This window comes from Gluconacetobacter takamatsuzukensis (assembly GCF_014174275.1).
Taxonomy (GTDB): Bacteria; Pseudomonadota; Alphaproteobacteria; order Acetobacterales; family Acetobacteraceae; genus Gluconacetobacter; species Gluconacetobacter takamatsuzukensis.
In genome coordinates this window covers 38464-52272 of record NZ_JABEQK010000005.1, presented here as the reverse complement: position 1 = coordinate 52272, position 13809 = coordinate 38464, and the positions used below count along the sequence as shown (strand labels likewise).

The window sequence follows — 13809 nt, the reverse complement described above, 5'->3', positions numbered from 1 at the left end:
TTGACTGCTACATGGGGTGTTTCGTGAATACATATTCATGTATGTGAGGGGAATGTAGGGGATTTGATCGTTTTTTTCTATCAAAAATGGGACAAAAGATTTATGCTGAATCAACAAAAATAGGAGCCGCCAAAAATGATCTACGATGAAGTAGGCGACCTGAGGTTCTTCGTGATGCTGGCCGAGGCGCAGAGCATGACCAAGGCGGCGCGCGGGATGGGCACGTCGCCTGCCGTGATCTCGCGCCGGCTGGCGCGGCTGGAGGGCCGGCTGGGCAGTTGCCTGGTGAACCGGAGCACGCGGCGCTTCAAGCTGAGCGAGACCGGGCAGATCCTGTACGAGCGCGCGCTGCGGATCGTGACCGATATCACCGACCTGGAAGCCGAGATTTCCTCGGCCGAGCGGATGCCGCAGGGCAGCCTGAATGTCGGCGCGCCGCTGGAGCTGGGGCGCCGGCTGATCGCGCCCTTTGTCGAATCCTTCAACGAACGCTACCCGGAGCTGAAGATCGGGCTGGCGCTGGTCAGCGAGGGGCGGCACGAATTCGGCGACTGCCTGGACCTGATCGTACGGCTGGGCATGCCCGACATGCCGACCGCCATCGTGACGCATCTGGCTTCGACCACGCGCATTCTCTGCGCCTCGCCGGCCTATCTGGCGCGGGTGCCGGCTCCCGCGACGCTCCGGGACCTGGCGGAGCACGATTGCCTGTGCCTGCGGCGTAGCAAATCCATGACGCTCGTCAATCGCTGGGCGTTCGGGGACGAGGAGAACAGGGAGGTGGTCACGGTGCAGCCGCGCCTGTCCTCGACGAGCTGCGAGGTGATCCATGACTGGGCGCTGTCGGGACAGGGGATCGCCTACAAGCTGATGTGCGACGTTCATGACGACCTGAAATCGGGCAAGCTGGTGCATGTGCTGCCGGAACTTTCGGGGGAGGGGATCGATTTCTATGCCCTGCGGCCCCACCGGCAGGGGGCGCGGGCGAATGTGGATGTGTTCCTGCGCGAATTGCGCGCATATCTCAGACGCTGCGGCGGGTTTTCCTACCGGGCCGCGTGAGGGCCCGGGCGCGGACGGCGTGGCGAACATACGAAGGAGGATGTCCATGACCAGATCGCGGCTGTTTCAACCGGTCGGGATTGGCGGGCTGACGCTGGCCAACCGGATCGTCATTGCCCCGATGTGCCAGTATTCGGCCGTCGAGGGCCATATGACGGACTGGCATCTGATCCATCTGGGCGGCCTGGCGCTGTCGGGCGCCGGGCTGCTGACCATCGAGGCGACGTCGGTCCTGCCCGAGGGCCGGATCACCTATGGCGATGTCGGGCTGTGGGACGACGGGACGGAGGGCGCGCTGCGCCGCGTGCTGGACGGTGTGCGGGCGTGGTCGGACATGCCGGTCGGGATCCAGCTTGCCCATGCCGGGCGCAAGGCGTCGTGCGAGGTGCCGTGGAAGGGCGGCCACCAGATCGCGCCCGATGCCGCGAACGGATGGCAGACGGTGGCGCCCTCGGCCCTGGCCTATACCCCCGATACGCACGCGCCGGCCGCCCTGGATCGCGCGGGGTTGCGGCAGGTGCGCGAGGCCTTTGCGGCATCGGCGAAGCGGGCGGCGCGGCTGGGGCTGGACCTGGTGCAGCTTCATGCCGCGCATGGGTATCTGCTGCACCAGTTTCTGTCGCCGCTGTCCAACCTGCGGGAGGACGAATATGGCGGCACGCTGGAAAACCGGCTGCGCTTTCCGCTGGAAGTGTTCGATGCCGTGCGCCAGTCCTTTCCCGACAGGCCTGTCTCGGTTCGCGTTTCGGGCACCGACTGGGTGGAGGGCGGCTGGACGATCGACGAGACCGTGGCCTTCGCGCAGCGCCTGGAGGAGCATGGGTGCGATGCCATCCACGTCTCCAGCGCCGGGTTGAGCCCGTTGCAGGAGATTCCGGTCTCGCCCAGCTATCAGGTTCCGCTGGCCCGGGCCGTGCGGCAGCAGGTGAACATGCCGGTGGTGGCGGTGGGGCTGATCACCGATTTCGACCAGGCGGAGGGGATCGTCGCCACCGGGGATGCCGACATGGTCGGGCTGGCGCGGACCATCCTGTACGACCCGCGCTGGCCGTGGCATGCGGCGGCGCATCTGGGGGCGCGGGTGAAAGCGCCGGACCAGTATCTGCGGTGCCAGCCCTCGCGGTATCGGGACCTGTTCGCGGTCTGACGGGTGGCGGCGGCCGGCATGAAAAGACGGCACCGCCATCGGGGGATGGCGATGCCGCGCAGGTTTCACGGCGCGAGGGTTGGGAAATCGACGGTTGGGAAACTGTCGTGACGCCGTGAGTTTCTTCTCAATAATGAGAATGAATATCAATTGCAATATAAAAGAAGGGTCTCGCGCCGCTCCGGCTGGATGGATGGCTCGGAAATGCCGGGATTCCAGAGCCGGGACGCGGGTGCATGTCCGATATGATTGTTCGATGACGGCGGGACGGCGGGGTTGCCGATGGGGCCGGTGCTCCCCACATGGCCTGACGAACGTCATGTTCATGGAGAAGACAATGTCGAACAAGACCAAGGGTTTGACCGCTGGTGAAGCCCATGTTCACACCTATCTCGGGACACCGACCGACCTGAAGAAAGAGGCCGTCGAATCGATTTCCGCCGGCTTGCGGACGGTTCTGGCCGATGTCTTCGCGCTGTATATCAAGACCAAGAATTTCCACTGGCACATGAGCGGTCGCCATTTTCGCGATTTCCATGTGCTGCTGGACGAGCAGAGCGACCAGATCTTCGCCATGACCGATCCGCTGGCCGAGCGCGCGCGGAAGCTGGGGGGCACGACCCTGCATTCGATCGGCGAGATCAGCCGGCTGACCAAGGTTGCCGATAACGATGCGCTCTATGTCACGCCGGAAGACATGCTGGCCGAGCTGCGCGAGGATAATCTGGCGCTGACGGGCCGGCTGCGCGCGGTGCATGCGATCTGCGACGATGGCGGCGACGTGGCCACCGCGAGCCTGCTGGAAAACTGGATCGACGAAACCGAGCGCCGGACCTGGTTCCTGTTCGAATCGACGCGCCCGGCCTTCGGCGGCAACGACTGACAGCGACCTGCGCGCGTCCCTGTAGCAGGGGCGCGCCGACCGCCCGGTCCGCCACTGTCGCAGGTCCGCGACAGGTGCTGCATGGGCCTGTCACGAGGGCGCGAGAGCATGGTGGCGGATGCTTCCGCGCCGCATCGGCCTGTGGCGATCTGGTGCCCGTAGCCGGCTTTTCGCCTGGCTGAACGGGAGTGGATTGCATGGCAATCGCAGGAAAGGTCGCGCTGGTCACGGGTGCGGCCCAGGGAATCGGCCGGGGCATCGCCCTGCGCCTGGCACAGGACGGCGCCGATGTGGCGCTGGTCGATCTCAAGGCCGAGGCGCTGACGGCCGTGGCGGCCGAAATCGCGGCCCTGGGGCGCAAGGCCACGATCTTCGTGGCCGATGTGGGCGACCGTGAACAGGTGCGCGCGGCGGTCGACCATGCCGCGCGGGAACTGGGCGGTTTCGACATCATGGTCAACAATGCCGGCATCGCGCAGGTCAAGGCGCTGGCATCGGTGATGCCCGAGGATGTCGAGCGGATCTTCCGGATCAATGTGCACGGCGTGCTGTGGGGCATCCAGGCGGCGGCGGACCGCTTTATCGCCGACGGGCGGAAGGGCAAGGTCATCAATGCCTGCTCGATCGCGGGGCATGACGGGTTTGCGCTGCTGGGCGTGTATTCCGCGACGAAATTCGCCGTGCGGGCGCTGACCCAGGCGGCGGCGAAGGAATATGCCAGCAAGGGCATCACCGTGAACGCCTATTGCCCCGGCGTCGTGGGGACCAGCATGTGGGTGGAGATCGACCAGCTCTTCTCCGAGATCACGGGGGCGGAGAAGGGGGCCACCTTCCGAAAATATGTCGATGGCATCGCCCTGGGCCGGGCGCAGACGCCCGAGGATGTGGCGGGCCTGGTCTCCTACCTTTCGGGCCCTGATTCCGATTACATGACGGGCCAGTCGGTCCTGATCGATGGCGGGCTGGTCTATCGCTGATTGCCGCGCCTCCGGCCCCGTCAGCCTCGGCGGCGGAGCCGGAAGGCGGGGGCATGGCTGGGCCGTGTCGACAGCACCCCGACCGGCAGCACCGGCCTGGTGTCGGCAAGGGTAAGCGAGAAATCCTGGAGCAGGCGGGCCAGCACCAGTACCGCCTCGGTCATCGCCAGTTGCGCGCCGATGCAGACATGCGGCCCGGCGCCGAACGGCAGGAAGGTGAAGCGCGGCGGATCGGCGCGGTCCAGGAAGCGCCGGGGATCGAACTGCGCGGGGGCGTGCCACAGGGCGGGATTGCGGTGCAGCATCCAGAACGGCAGCAGGACCATCGCATTGTCGGGCAGCGCGTGCCCGCACAATTCGGTTTCGCCTGCCGTTTCCCGCCCGCTCATGAAGGCGGGGGGATAGAGGCGCAGGGTTTCGCGCACCACGGCGGTGGTCCTGTGCAGGGCAGGCAGCGACGTGGCCGCGCCGTCCGGTGTCAGGTCCTTGTCCCGTACTTCCTGCGCGATTTCGTCCTGCCAGCGGGGTGACTGGGCCAGCAGCAGGCAGGCCCAGAACAGGACCGATGCCGTGGTCTCGTGCCCGGCGACGATCATGGTGGCGACTTCGTCGATCAGTTCGGCGGTGGTGCCGCCGCCCTCGTCGCCGAAGGCTTTCTGCATCAGGTCGAACAGGTCGCGCGGGGCCTCGGCGGGGCCCAGAGCATGGCGGGCGGCGATGATTTGGCCGATCAGGGCCACCCAGCGGCGGCGGAAGCGCGCGCGCCGCCAGCCCAGCAGGGTCGGCGTGCCGGGCGGGAGCAGGAAATCGGACGGGCGGGGTGTGCCGATACCGGTCATGAACCGGGTGACGGAATCGCGCAGCGGCCGGTCGAACGCCCCGATCTCCAGCGAGAACATGGACACGGACGCGACGTCCAGCGCCAGGCGGCGCATGGCGGAGAACAGGTCGACCGGCCGGTCGGGATCGAGGTCGCGGCAGCCGCGCTCGGCGCAGGCGGCGATATGGCCGGCCAGCACCGGCACCGTGCGCGGGGTGAAGGCCGGGGCCATGGCGCGGCGCTGCCGCCGCCACGTATCGCCCTCGCTGACCAGCAGGCCGCGCCCGACGATGGGGCTGAGGACGCGCTGGCCCACGCGCATGCGGCGATAATGCCCGGCATCCGCCGTCAGGATGGCCTGCATGGCGTCCGGCCCGGCGGCCAGCACCAGCGGGCGGCCCAGCGCGCGCAGGCTGACGACCGGATCGGTGAGGCAGCGGGGCGGAAAGGCCGAGTAGCCGTTGCGCCGCAGGGCCGCGAGAACGCGCAGGCCCCCTGCGCGTTCCGACAGAAGGGGCGGCATCGGTGGAACGAGGGGGGAGGAGTCGAGCACGTGCGGGCCTTCGCTGGACAGGCGGGCAGAGTATCCAAACCGGTCGGGGCGGGGAAGCGCGGCCAGTGCGGGGAAGGGGTGCGGCCATGCCCGCGATGGCGTGGTTCGCAAGAGTGATTAATTCGTGATCGCAACAAATATCTGTCGTCGGTACGGGCGATTGTGTTAGGAATTCGAAGGTGTTCGGGGGATTGCGCCTGCCGCCCGCTGCGTCGCGTCTGAAGAGTTGATTGCGGGAGCGAAATGCGTAATAGCACGTCGGCAATGCCGGTGGCGGCAGGATATACGTTCTGTTGCGTGTCTTTTCCCTTGGTGCCGACCGATGCGGCCGTGGAAACTCGGGCGGCGCGGGTATGCGGATAAACGGTGCCGTACAAGGCCATTTTCGACGGATTGGGGTAGGGTGCGAGCCTGTCTGAGAGGTGGTTTGAACAGGCGATCCGCCGGGCGGGCGCACCGGCGGGGGAGGCGCCCGGCGGCGGGCCTCGCGCGGGGCACGAATCCTGTTCCGGCGAGGGGGCACGGAAATGTGTGCCGGACCGGCGGGCGGTCTCTGCCGGCCGGGGCGATGGTCTTCGTCCTGGCCCTTTCGGCGCTGGTGCCCGGTGCGGCGCGGGCGAATGCCCTGAACGTCCTGGTCTGGGAATGGGGGATCAGTCCCGACGTGGTCCGGGCATGGACGGCGATGACCGGGGTCGAGATCAACCAGATCGTCTTCGACAACGGGGACCGGCGCGACCTGCTGATTGCGAACCCCAATGCGCCGATCGACTTGGCCGTGATCGACAGTGCCCATGTCCAGGCGTTCGGCGACCGGGGGTTGCTGCTGGACCAGTCCGGCCTGCCGCTGCCCGAGACCTCGCGCGCCGAGGCGCGGTGGCGCGGCATGTGCGGGCGCTACGGCGTGCCCTATAGCTGGGGGAATACCGGGATCGTCTACCGCGCCGACCGCCTGGCGGAGGCCCCGCAATCGTGGGGCGACCTGCTGAAGCCGGCTCCTGCCCTGGTGGGGCATATCGCCATGACCGACGACCAGGAGGAATTGCTGGCCGCCGCCCTGAACTTCATGGGCCGCCCGATGAACAGCGGCGACCCGGGGGATCTGCGCCGGGCCTTCGAGCTGCTGCGCGCGCAGGTGCCCGCCGTGCTGACCTATGGCCTGCCCACCACCGCGCAGCAGAAGCGCGGCGTGGGCGGGCAGATCCTGATCGGCCTGGGCGGGACGGGAGACGAGAAGACGCTGAACATGGCCGGCGCCGGAAAGGAGAATTGGCGCTTCGTGACCCCGCGCGAGGGGGCGATGGTGTGGGTCGACTGCCTGGTCGTGCCCAAGCGCACGCGCAATCCGGGCCTGGCGGAGCGGTTCGTCGCGTTTCTGGCGCAGCCGGACAACGGGGCGACGAATGCCGTGTTCCTGCGCCAGCCGCCGCCCAACCCGCATGCGGCCGCGCTGCTGCCGGCCACGATGCGCGACGATCCGCAGATCTATCCGCCGCCGGGCTATCCCATCATCTATCGCGGGCCCTTTCCGACCGAGAGCCTGCCGCTGCGGCGGCGCATCCTCAGTGCCCTGCTGGCCCTCCATGACGCTCAATAGACGCGCCTTCGCGGTTCTGTTCCCCATCGTCCTGCTTGGGCATATCCTGGCGGGCGGGGCGGCGTATCTGGGCTATCGCCATGCGCTGATCGCGCAGAACGTGGCTAGGCTCCAGCAGAACCTGTCGCAGCTCCAGAACGCCTATGCCAAATACGCGTCGCTGGATTCGCAATTGCTGTATGTGGTGCGCAACAGTTCCGCCTTCCTGACCTTCGTCGACGAAAGCGATGCCGAATACCGGACCCGGGTCCTGGGGATCGGTGTCCAGGACAGTCTGCAATCGCTGGTGCCCAATGACGGGACGAGCGTGTCGTGCAGCATCTTCCAGTCCGACGGGCGGCAGATCTTCTATTTCGACAACGGGGCCGACCCGTTCCAGGCGCTGGGGCCGCGCCAGGCGGCGTTTGCGCAGGGAGTGCTGAACGACGATGTGGGCTCGCGCACTGGATTGATCACCGAGGGGGATGACGCGACCTATCTGGTGATGGCCGCGAAGGTGCAGGCGCGCACCGGCGGCGTGGGGATCGGCGGGCCGCAGCCGGACCAGTCGCTGGTCATGCAGGTGGGGGTGCGGCCCCTGCGCTTCGAGATGATCCGGCGTACCATGGCCCACGATTACGGCGCGCCGGTCAAGCTGGTGGCCACCGCGCCGGTATCGCGCGGGGGATTGTCCGCCAGTATCCAGCTTGCGCCGGGCCTGTATGCGCAGGAGACGCCCTCGGCGACCTATCTGCGGGGGCCGCTGACGCGCTTTGCCGCCGTGACCGGCGTGTTCGTCATTGGCTTCAGCGTGATTTCGGTCGGAATCCTGATGCTGCTGGTGCGCCGTTATATCATCGCGCCGGTCGAGGAGCTGGACCGGCAGGTGACGGCGATCACGGAAAACCGGCGCAAGGATATCGACGTGCCCGACATGGGCGAGGTCGGGCGGCTGGCGGCGAACGTACGGATGCTGCATGGGCAGCTGACGCGGTCGCTGCGGCAGATCCGGCAGTTGTACGAGACGGATTCGGTGACGGGGATCGGCAACCGGATCTATTTCAATGACCGGCTGGACCAGTTCTTTCACCTCAGCACCACGACGGGCCGGCCGCTGACGATGCTGTTCATCGACCTGGATAATTTCAAGCAGGTCAACGACGTGCATGGCCACCGCACCGGCGATGCGCTGCTGGGGGCGGTGGCGAATGCGCTGAGCGCCACGGTGCGCGATGCGACCGAGGACGGCACCGAGGCGATGGGGATCGCGGCGCGGCTGTCGGGGGACGAATTCACCGCGCTGATCCTGGCCGATCCGCGCGGTGCGGTGATCACGGCGCTGATCGATGCGTTTCTGCTGAAGTTTCGCGGCGGGTTTCGGGTGGATGCCGTATCCTATCCCGTCACCGCCAGCATCGGGGTGGCGGCGGTGCCGGGCGATGCCGATACATCGGCGCATCTGCTGTGGTGCGCGGACCATGCGATGTATCACGCCAAGGCATCGGGCCGGAACCGGGCGGCCTTCTACGCCGACCTGCCGCGCGATACGGCCCCCCTGGGCGGCGGGGTCATGCCGGGACAGTGCGGACCAGCAGGGCTGCCACAGCTTCCACGAGCTGCCGGTCCTGCGGTGTGAAACGGTCGGGGATCGGGCTGTCGATATCCAGCACGCCGATCAGCCGGTCGCCGGCGATAAGGGGCACCACGATTTCGGACGCCGAGGCCGCGTCGCAGGCGATATGGCCGGGAAAGGCGTGGACATCGGGCACCACGATGGTCTCGCGCTTCGTCGCGGCGGTGCCGCAGACGCCCTTGCCCAGCGGGATGCGGGTGCAGGCGACCCGGCCCTGGAACGGCCCCAGCACCAGCTGGTCGTCGCGCAGGAAATAGAATCCGGCCCAGTTGATGCGGGGCAGGGCCTCGAACAGCAGGGCGGCGACGTTGGCCGCGTTGGCGATCAGGTCCGGTTCCCCGGCCAGGATCGCCGCGACACTGTCCAGCAGGTCGTCGGGCGTGACGCGTTGGTCGGCAGGCTGGGTGGTCATGGACATGCTCCGGTCGTCGAACGTCCCGCCGTCATACTGCGAAGCGCGATGAAGTGGAATGTCGGAGGAAAGCCAGCCCGCGAACCGAGACCAAGAGGATTCGCGCGGAGGGAAAGCCTGCCCGGAAATGTGGGCTGGCGAGCGAGAGCGGCCCGAAGGGCCGCGCCCGTCGTGTGTTTCCGAGCACCGAAGCGGAGCGGCCTTGATGGCCGTGAGCATCGGAGCACAGGAAACGCGCGTCGGATCGCCACCAGCCCGCATTTCCGGGCAGGCTTTCAGCGGTCGGTGTGGCCGAGGGACCGCTCGGGGTCCAGGACGTCGCGCACTCTCTGCTTCAGGTCTTTCGGTCCGGGGAAGCCGCCGTCGCGCGTGCGTTCCCACAGCAGCCGGTCGTCGAGCGTGATCTCGAAGCGGCCGCCGCTGCTGTCGGGGATCAGCGCGACCTCGCCCAGCGTGTCGCCGAAGGTCGAGAGGAGTTCCTGCGCCATCCAGGCCGCGCGCAGCAGCCAGTTGCAGCGGACGCAATAGCGGATCGTCAGGCGCGGGTGCTGGGTGGGCATGGGGGCGCGATCTCTCCACGGCTGGAGGCGCGGCGGGTTTCGGCCGGCTGGGGGAGAAACGCGGCGGGGCCGGGGCGGGATGCATGGGGGCGGCGATGGACCGTGCCCCCATGCGGGCCCGGTCAGACCGCCTTTTTCAGGTTCGGGCTGGCCTTGAAGCGGACGGTCTTGCCGGCCTTGACCTTTACCGACTCGCCGGTGCGGGGATTGAGTGCCTTGCGGGCCTTCGTCTTGTGCACGGTGAACGTTCCGAAGGAGGGCAGGGTAAAGCCGCCTTCCTGGTGCAACGTGGCCACGATCGCATCGATCAGGTCGTTGGCGGCCTTGCCGGCGGCAACGCCCGTGCAGTTAAGAGAATCCTGAAGAACGGCGGCGATGAAAGCCTTGCTCATGGAGGAGCGTGTCCCAATGGTTAAAGATGTCGGGACGGTAGCAGCGGGACCGGAAAAATGTCTAACCCCATCGTAACGAAATGTGCCTGAAATACTGTCTTTTCGGGCATGTGTGGACGAAAAGCCGCCCGCGGCAGCTCTTCATCCTGTAAAAACGGTGCCTATTGAGCGGTATAGCCGCCATCGATGACCAGTTCGCTGCCGGTCATGAATTTCGATTCGTCGGACGCCAGGTAGAGGATACCGAAGGCGATGTCGTCGGCCTCGCCCAGATGGCCCAGCGGGTGCAGGGCCTCGAGCCGTTTGCGGGCGGCGAGCTGGTCCGGCGTCTCGCCCGTCAGGCCCTGGACCATCGGGGTCCAGATATAGCCGGGATGGACGGAATTGACGCGGATCCGGTAGCCGGACTGGGCGCAGTGCAATGCCGCCGACTTGGTGAACAGGCGCACGCCGCCCTTGCTGGCATTGTAGGCGGCCAGGGTGGGGTCGCCGATCAGCCCCTCGATCGAGGACAGGTTGACGATCGAGCCGCCATGGCCCTTCATCGCCGCGATGGCGGCCTTCGTGCCCAGGAACACGCCGTCGAGATTGATCGACTGCACGCGGTGCCAGTCGTGCAGGCTGGTGCTCTCGACCGTGCCGGCATAGGCGATGCCGGCATTGTTGACCGCGATGTCCAGCCGCCCGAAGCGGGCCAGGACGGCGGCGATGGCCCGGGCCCAGTCCTCTTCGCGGCTGACATCGAGGGGGATGAACAGGGCTTCGCCGCCCGCGGCCTCGATTTCGGCGACGACGGCCTGCCCTTCCTCCTGTTTCAGGTCGGCGACGGCGACTTTCGCGCCTTCGCGGGCCAGCATCAGGGCGGTGGCCTTGCCGATGCCGAGGGAGGCCCCGGTGACGATCGCGACTTTGCCGGAAACACGTGCCATGACGAAGCTCCTTGGTCAGAAACGGCGTGCACTATGATGAGCACGCCGCCCGGGATTCCATGATCTGGGTCAAGGGCCGGGAGGGGGGGCGGGAAGGGGCGTCCGCAGGGAACGCGCCGGCGGCGGGTGGGACTGCAAAGTAAATATAAACTTCACAATCCGGCCGGCCGATCGATTGTAGGTTGCGCCCGTCTGGCCCGGCCATTCCGGCCGTGGGCGGCGTGCGAAAGGATGGAATGTGCGATCGCCTGGCATCAAAGGGTCGTTGAGTATCGTTCTGTTCCTGATTGCCCTGTCCTGTATTTTCTCGGGATTGTTTTCGATACGGGGGCTGACCTACGTCAATGGACGGGTCGAGGACATTGCCAACCGCTCGCTGGCGAGCATCAGGGCGCTGTCGACCCTGCGCACCGAGATCCAGAATTTCCGGGGCATCGAGATCAAGCAGCTTACCGCGTCGTCGCAGGGTGATTTCAAGGCCCTGGCGGGTGCCAGCGATGCGGCGTCGGACAAGATCGCCCATGCGATCGACCAGTATGTGCCGTTCATCACCACCGACCGCGAGCAGGCGCTGTTCCATAATATCCAGGAACAGTGGTTCCAGTACAAGGACCTGCACGACGATACCTTCAAGAACTGGTCGGCAGCCCAGGACCACGCGCAGGCTGTGGCGACCGCGGGCCAGGACCTGGTCGATGCGGAGGAGACGGTTTCGGAAACGCTGACCTCGTTCCTCGATGGCAGCATCAGGGATGCGGCGCTGTACGGCGTGCAGTCGGAGGCCGTGTACAAGACCACGATCCGCCAGGTCTATGCGGCGTATGCCGTGCTGTTCGTGGTGATGCTGGCGGCGGTTCTGGTCGTTCTGTACACGATCCTGCGGCCGCTCCAGCGGATCAATGGCTCCATCACCCGGCTGGCGGCCGGCGAGACGGACCTGACATTTCCGATGGCGGGCAGGACCGACGAGATCGGGGCGATTTCGCGCTCGCTGGAAATCTTTCGGGTGGCGGCCATCGCGAAGCAGGAACTGGAGCGGGATGCCGAGAGCCAGCGCCGGCGCGCGGAGGCCGAGCGGATCGCCATTCAGGAACGGGCCGAGGCCGAGGCGCGGGAATGGCTGCTCCAGGCCACCAGCGCGCTGGCGGACGGGCTGAAGCGGATGGCGGGCGGGGACCTGTCGTTCCAGATCACCACCCCGTTCTCGGCGGCATTCGAATCGCTGCGGCGGGACTTCAACCAGTCGCTGGCCCAGCTTGGCGCGGCGTTCGGCCAGATGTCGGGCGCGGTGCGCGTGATCAGCGACGGGACCCACGAACTGGCGGCCGGGGCCGAGAACCTGGCGCGCCGGACCGAGCACCAGGCCGCCGCGCTGGAACAGACGAACGCGGCGGTGTCGGGGATCGTCAGGACCGTGGCGGATACGGCGGAACGGTCGGAGAATGCCCGCCAGATCGGGGCGCGGGCGCGCCAGTCGGCGGCGGCGTCGAGCACGATCACGCTCCAGACGGAAGAGGCGATGAGCCGGATCGAGCGGGGATCGGAAAAGATCGCCGCGATCGTGGACATGATCGACAGCATTGCCTTCCAGACCAATATCCTGGCGCTGAATGCCAGCGTCGAGGCCGCCAGGGCCGGGGATGCGGGAAGGGGCTTTACCGTGGTGGCCAGCGAAGTGCGCTCGCTGGCGCAGAAATGCGCCGACGCGGCCCGGGATGTGCGAAGCGTGATCCGCGCGACCGCCGCCGACGTGAAGGAGGGATCGACCCGGGTCAAGGATTGCAGCGGGACGCTGCGGACGATCTCGGACTTCATCGGCCAGATGGGGCAGCATCTGGATGCCATCGCCGTGGCGGCGAAGGAGCAATCGTCCAGCCTGTCGGAGATCAATGCCGCCATCGGTTCGCTGGACCAGACGACGCAGCAGAACACCCATGTTGCCGAGACGTTCAACGGAACTTCGCGGCGGCTGGCCACCGAGGGGCGGCGGCTCAACGGCCTGGTGGAGAAATTCCGCCTGCCGAGGGCGGCTGCGCCCCGGAAGGATGTCGCGGCCCGCAAGCCTGAAATGGCGCCGGCGCTGCTGTCCGGCTGAAAGCTGGCTGAAAGGCGGCTGCAAAAGCCCCGCTGGCGGTGGCTTGGCGGCGGGGTTTCCTGCGCCTGATGGCGCTCCGCTCCGATGCTCGAAAACCATGGCCAGGCACATGGCGCGCGCCATGTTTCCGCCTGCTATCGGGGTTTTTGAAACAGCCTGGGGGTGCCGGGCGCGACGGGTCAGGTATCCAGTTCGCTGTCCCAGTACAGATAATCCCGCCAGCTTTCATGCAGGTAGTTCGGCGGGAAGGAGCGCCCGTTTTCCTGCAATTCCCAGGTTGAGGGCTGGGCGGGGGTGCGGCGCGGATACATGTGGAGTTCATGCGGCATCCGCGAGCCCTTCATCAGATTGCAGGGGCTACAGGCGGTGACGACATTTTCCCACGTGGTGCGGCCACCCTTGCAGCGCGGAATGACGTGATCGAACGTCAGGTCGTGGGTCGGCAGGCGGTCCAGGCAGTATTGGCAGGAAAAATTGTCGCGCAGGAAGACGTTGAAGCGGGTGAAGGCCGGTCGGCGCGCCGTCTGGATGTAATCCTTCAGCGCGATGACGCTGGGTAGTCGCAGCGACCGGCTGGGAGAGCGGACTTCCTCGTCATATTCGCTGAGGACCGAGACCCGGTCGAGGAACACGGCCTTGATGGCATCCTGCCACGACCAGAGCGAGAGCGGGAAATACGAAAGCGGCCTGAAATCGGCGTTCAGGACCAAGGCCGGATAATGTGGACTGCCAGCAAGCAAGGGGCGCATCCTTTCGCGATGCCGCCACAC

Annotated in this window: 13 protein-coding genes; 7 read left to right on the top strand and 6 right to left on the bottom strand. The window is 66.8% G+C overall.

What is annotated here, in order from left to right; all coding sequences use genetic code 11:
- Positions 1 to 135: 135 nt before the first annotated feature.
- The 4 genes from HLH27_RS08005 (at position 136) to HLH27_RS07990 (ending at position 4069) form a co-directional block, all read left to right on the top strand.
- Positions 136 to 1062, top strand: coding sequence for a LysR substrate-binding domain-containing protein (locus tag HLH27_RS08005; RefSeq protein WP_182949405.1), 927 nt, complete (start codon positions 136 to 138; stop codon positions 1060 to 1062).
- A gap of 46 nt (positions 1063 to 1108) precedes the next feature.
- Positions 1109 to 2209: an NADH:flavin oxidoreductase/NADH oxidase gene (locus tag HLH27_RS08000; protein WP_182949403.1), complete on the top strand. Its 1101-nt coding sequence runs from the start codon at positions 1109 to 1111 to the stop codon at positions 2207 to 2209.
- Between the two features lie 337 nt (positions 2210 to 2546).
- A complete protein-coding gene (locus HLH27_RS07995) occupies positions 2547 to 3092 on the top strand; it encodes a Dps family protein (protein ID WP_182949401.1) in 546 nt (181 codons plus the stop codon).
- Between the two features lie 197 nt (positions 3093 to 3289).
- A complete protein-coding gene (locus HLH27_RS07990) occupies positions 3290 to 4069 on the top strand; it encodes an acetoin reductase (protein WP_182949400.1) in 780 nt (259 codons plus the stop codon).
- Between the two features lie 20 nt (positions 4070 to 4089).
- Here the strand turns inward: HLH27_RS07990 and HLH27_RS07985 are convergent, their stop codons facing one another.
- Positions 4090 to 5442: a cytochrome P450 gene (locus HLH27_RS07985; protein ID WP_182949398.1), complete on the bottom strand. Its 1353-nt coding sequence runs from the start codon at positions 5440 to 5442 to the stop codon at positions 4090 to 4092.
- A gap of 568 nt (positions 5443 to 6010) precedes the next feature.
- Here HLH27_RS07985 and HLH27_RS07980 point away from each other — a divergent pair.
- Positions 6011 to 7039, top strand: a complete 1029-nt coding sequence (locus HLH27_RS07980; RefSeq protein ID WP_182949396.1) for a polyamine ABC transporter substrate-binding protein — start codon at positions 6011 to 6013, stop codon at positions 7037 to 7039.
- Positions 7026 to 8654 (top strand): GGDEF domain-containing protein, encoded by a 1629-nt coding sequence (locus tag HLH27_RS07975; RefSeq protein WP_182949394.1) that lies wholly within the window; start codon positions 7026 to 7028, stop codon positions 8652 to 8654. Before HLH27_RS07980 ends, HLH27_RS07975 begins: the two co-directional genes overlap by 14 nt.
- On the opposite strand, the gene HLH27_RS07970 is transcribed toward HLH27_RS07975, so the two are convergent.
- The 4 genes from HLH27_RS07970 to HLH27_RS07955 form a co-directional block, all read right to left on the bottom strand.
- Positions 8587 to 9063 carry a GAF domain-containing protein gene (locus tag HLH27_RS07970; protein WP_182949392.1) on the bottom strand — a complete coding sequence of 159 codons (477 nt, stop codon included), beginning with the start codon at positions 9061 to 9063 and terminating at the stop codon, positions 8587 to 8589. The two genes, HLH27_RS07975 and HLH27_RS07970, sit on opposite strands and share 68 nt — an antisense overlap.
- 275 nt (positions 9064 to 9338) lie before the next feature.
- Positions 9339 to 9623: a SelT/SelW/SelH family protein gene (locus HLH27_RS07965; RefSeq protein ID WP_182949390.1), complete on the bottom strand. Its 285-nt coding sequence runs from the start codon at positions 9621 to 9623 to the stop codon at positions 9339 to 9341.
- Between the two features lie 122 nt (positions 9624 to 9745).
- Positions 9746 to 10015 (bottom strand): HU family DNA-binding protein, encoded by a 270-nt coding sequence (locus HLH27_RS07960; RefSeq protein WP_182949388.1) that lies wholly within the window; start codon positions 10013 to 10015, stop codon positions 9746 to 9748.
- A 161-nt stretch (positions 10016 to 10176) separates the two neighbouring features.
- On the bottom strand, positions 10177 to 10944 hold the full coding sequence (locus HLH27_RS07955; RefSeq protein WP_182949387.1) for a glucose 1-dehydrogenase: 768 nt from the start codon (positions 10942 to 10944) through the stop codon (positions 10177 to 10179).
- Between the two features lie 265 nt (positions 10945 to 11209).
- Here HLH27_RS07955 and HLH27_RS07950 point away from each other — a divergent pair, with 265 nt between their 5' ends.
- Complete coding sequence (locus tag HLH27_RS07950; protein WP_220790340.1) at positions 11210 to 13039, top strand: HAMP domain-containing methyl-accepting chemotaxis protein; 1830 nt, start codon at positions 11210 to 11212, stop codon at positions 13037 to 13039.
- Positions 13040 to 13218: 179 nt separating this feature from the next.
- Here the strand turns inward: HLH27_RS07950 and HLH27_RS07945 are convergent, their stop codons facing one another.
- A complete protein-coding gene (locus HLH27_RS07945; protein WP_182949383.1) occupies positions 13219 to 13788 on the bottom strand; it encodes an HNH endonuclease in 570 nt (189 codons plus the stop codon).
- Positions 13789 to 13809: the final 21 nt, after the last annotated feature.

Coding starts and splice junctions, on each gene's coding strand:
- HLH27_RS07945 (WP_182949383.1), bottom strand. CDS start 13,788: ATGCGCCCCTTGCTTGCTGGCAGTCCACATTATCCGGCCTTGGTCCTG.
- HLH27_RS07975 (WP_182949394.1), top strand. CDS start 7,026: ATGACGCTCAATAGACGCGCCTTCGCGGTTCTGTTCCCCATCGTCCTG.
- HLH27_RS07990 (WP_182949400.1), top strand. CDS start 3,290: ATGGCAATCGCAGGAAAGGTCGCGCTGGTCACGGGTGCGGCCCAGGGA.
- HLH27_RS07965 (WP_182949390.1), bottom strand. CDS start 9,623: ATGCCCACCCAGCACCCGCGCCTGACGATCCGCTATTGCGTCCGCTGC.
- HLH27_RS07960 (WP_182949388.1), bottom strand. CDS start 10,015: ATGAGCAAGGCTTTCATCGCCGCCGTTCTTCAGGATTCTCTTAACTGC.
- HLH27_RS07955 (WP_182949387.1), bottom strand. CDS start 10,944: ATGGCACGTGTTTCCGGCAAAGTCGCGATCGTCACCGGGGCCTCCCTC.
- HLH27_RS08000 (WP_182949403.1), top strand. CDS start 1,109: ATGACCAGATCGCGGCTGTTTCAACCGGTCGGGATTGGCGGGCTGACG.
- HLH27_RS08005 (WP_182949405.1), top strand. CDS start 136: ATGATCTACGATGAAGTAGGCGACCTGAGGTTCTTCGTGATGCTGGCC.
- HLH27_RS07995 (WP_182949401.1), top strand. CDS start 2,547: ATGTCGAACAAGACCAAGGGTTTGACCGCTGGTGAAGCCCATGTTCAC.
- HLH27_RS07970 (WP_182949392.1), bottom strand. CDS start 9,063: ATGACCACCCAGCCTGCCGACCAACGCGTCACGCCCGACGACCTGCTG.
- HLH27_RS07980 (WP_182949396.1), top strand. CDS start 6,011: ATGGTCTTCGTCCTGGCCCTTTCGGCGCTGGTGCCCGGTGCGGCGCGG.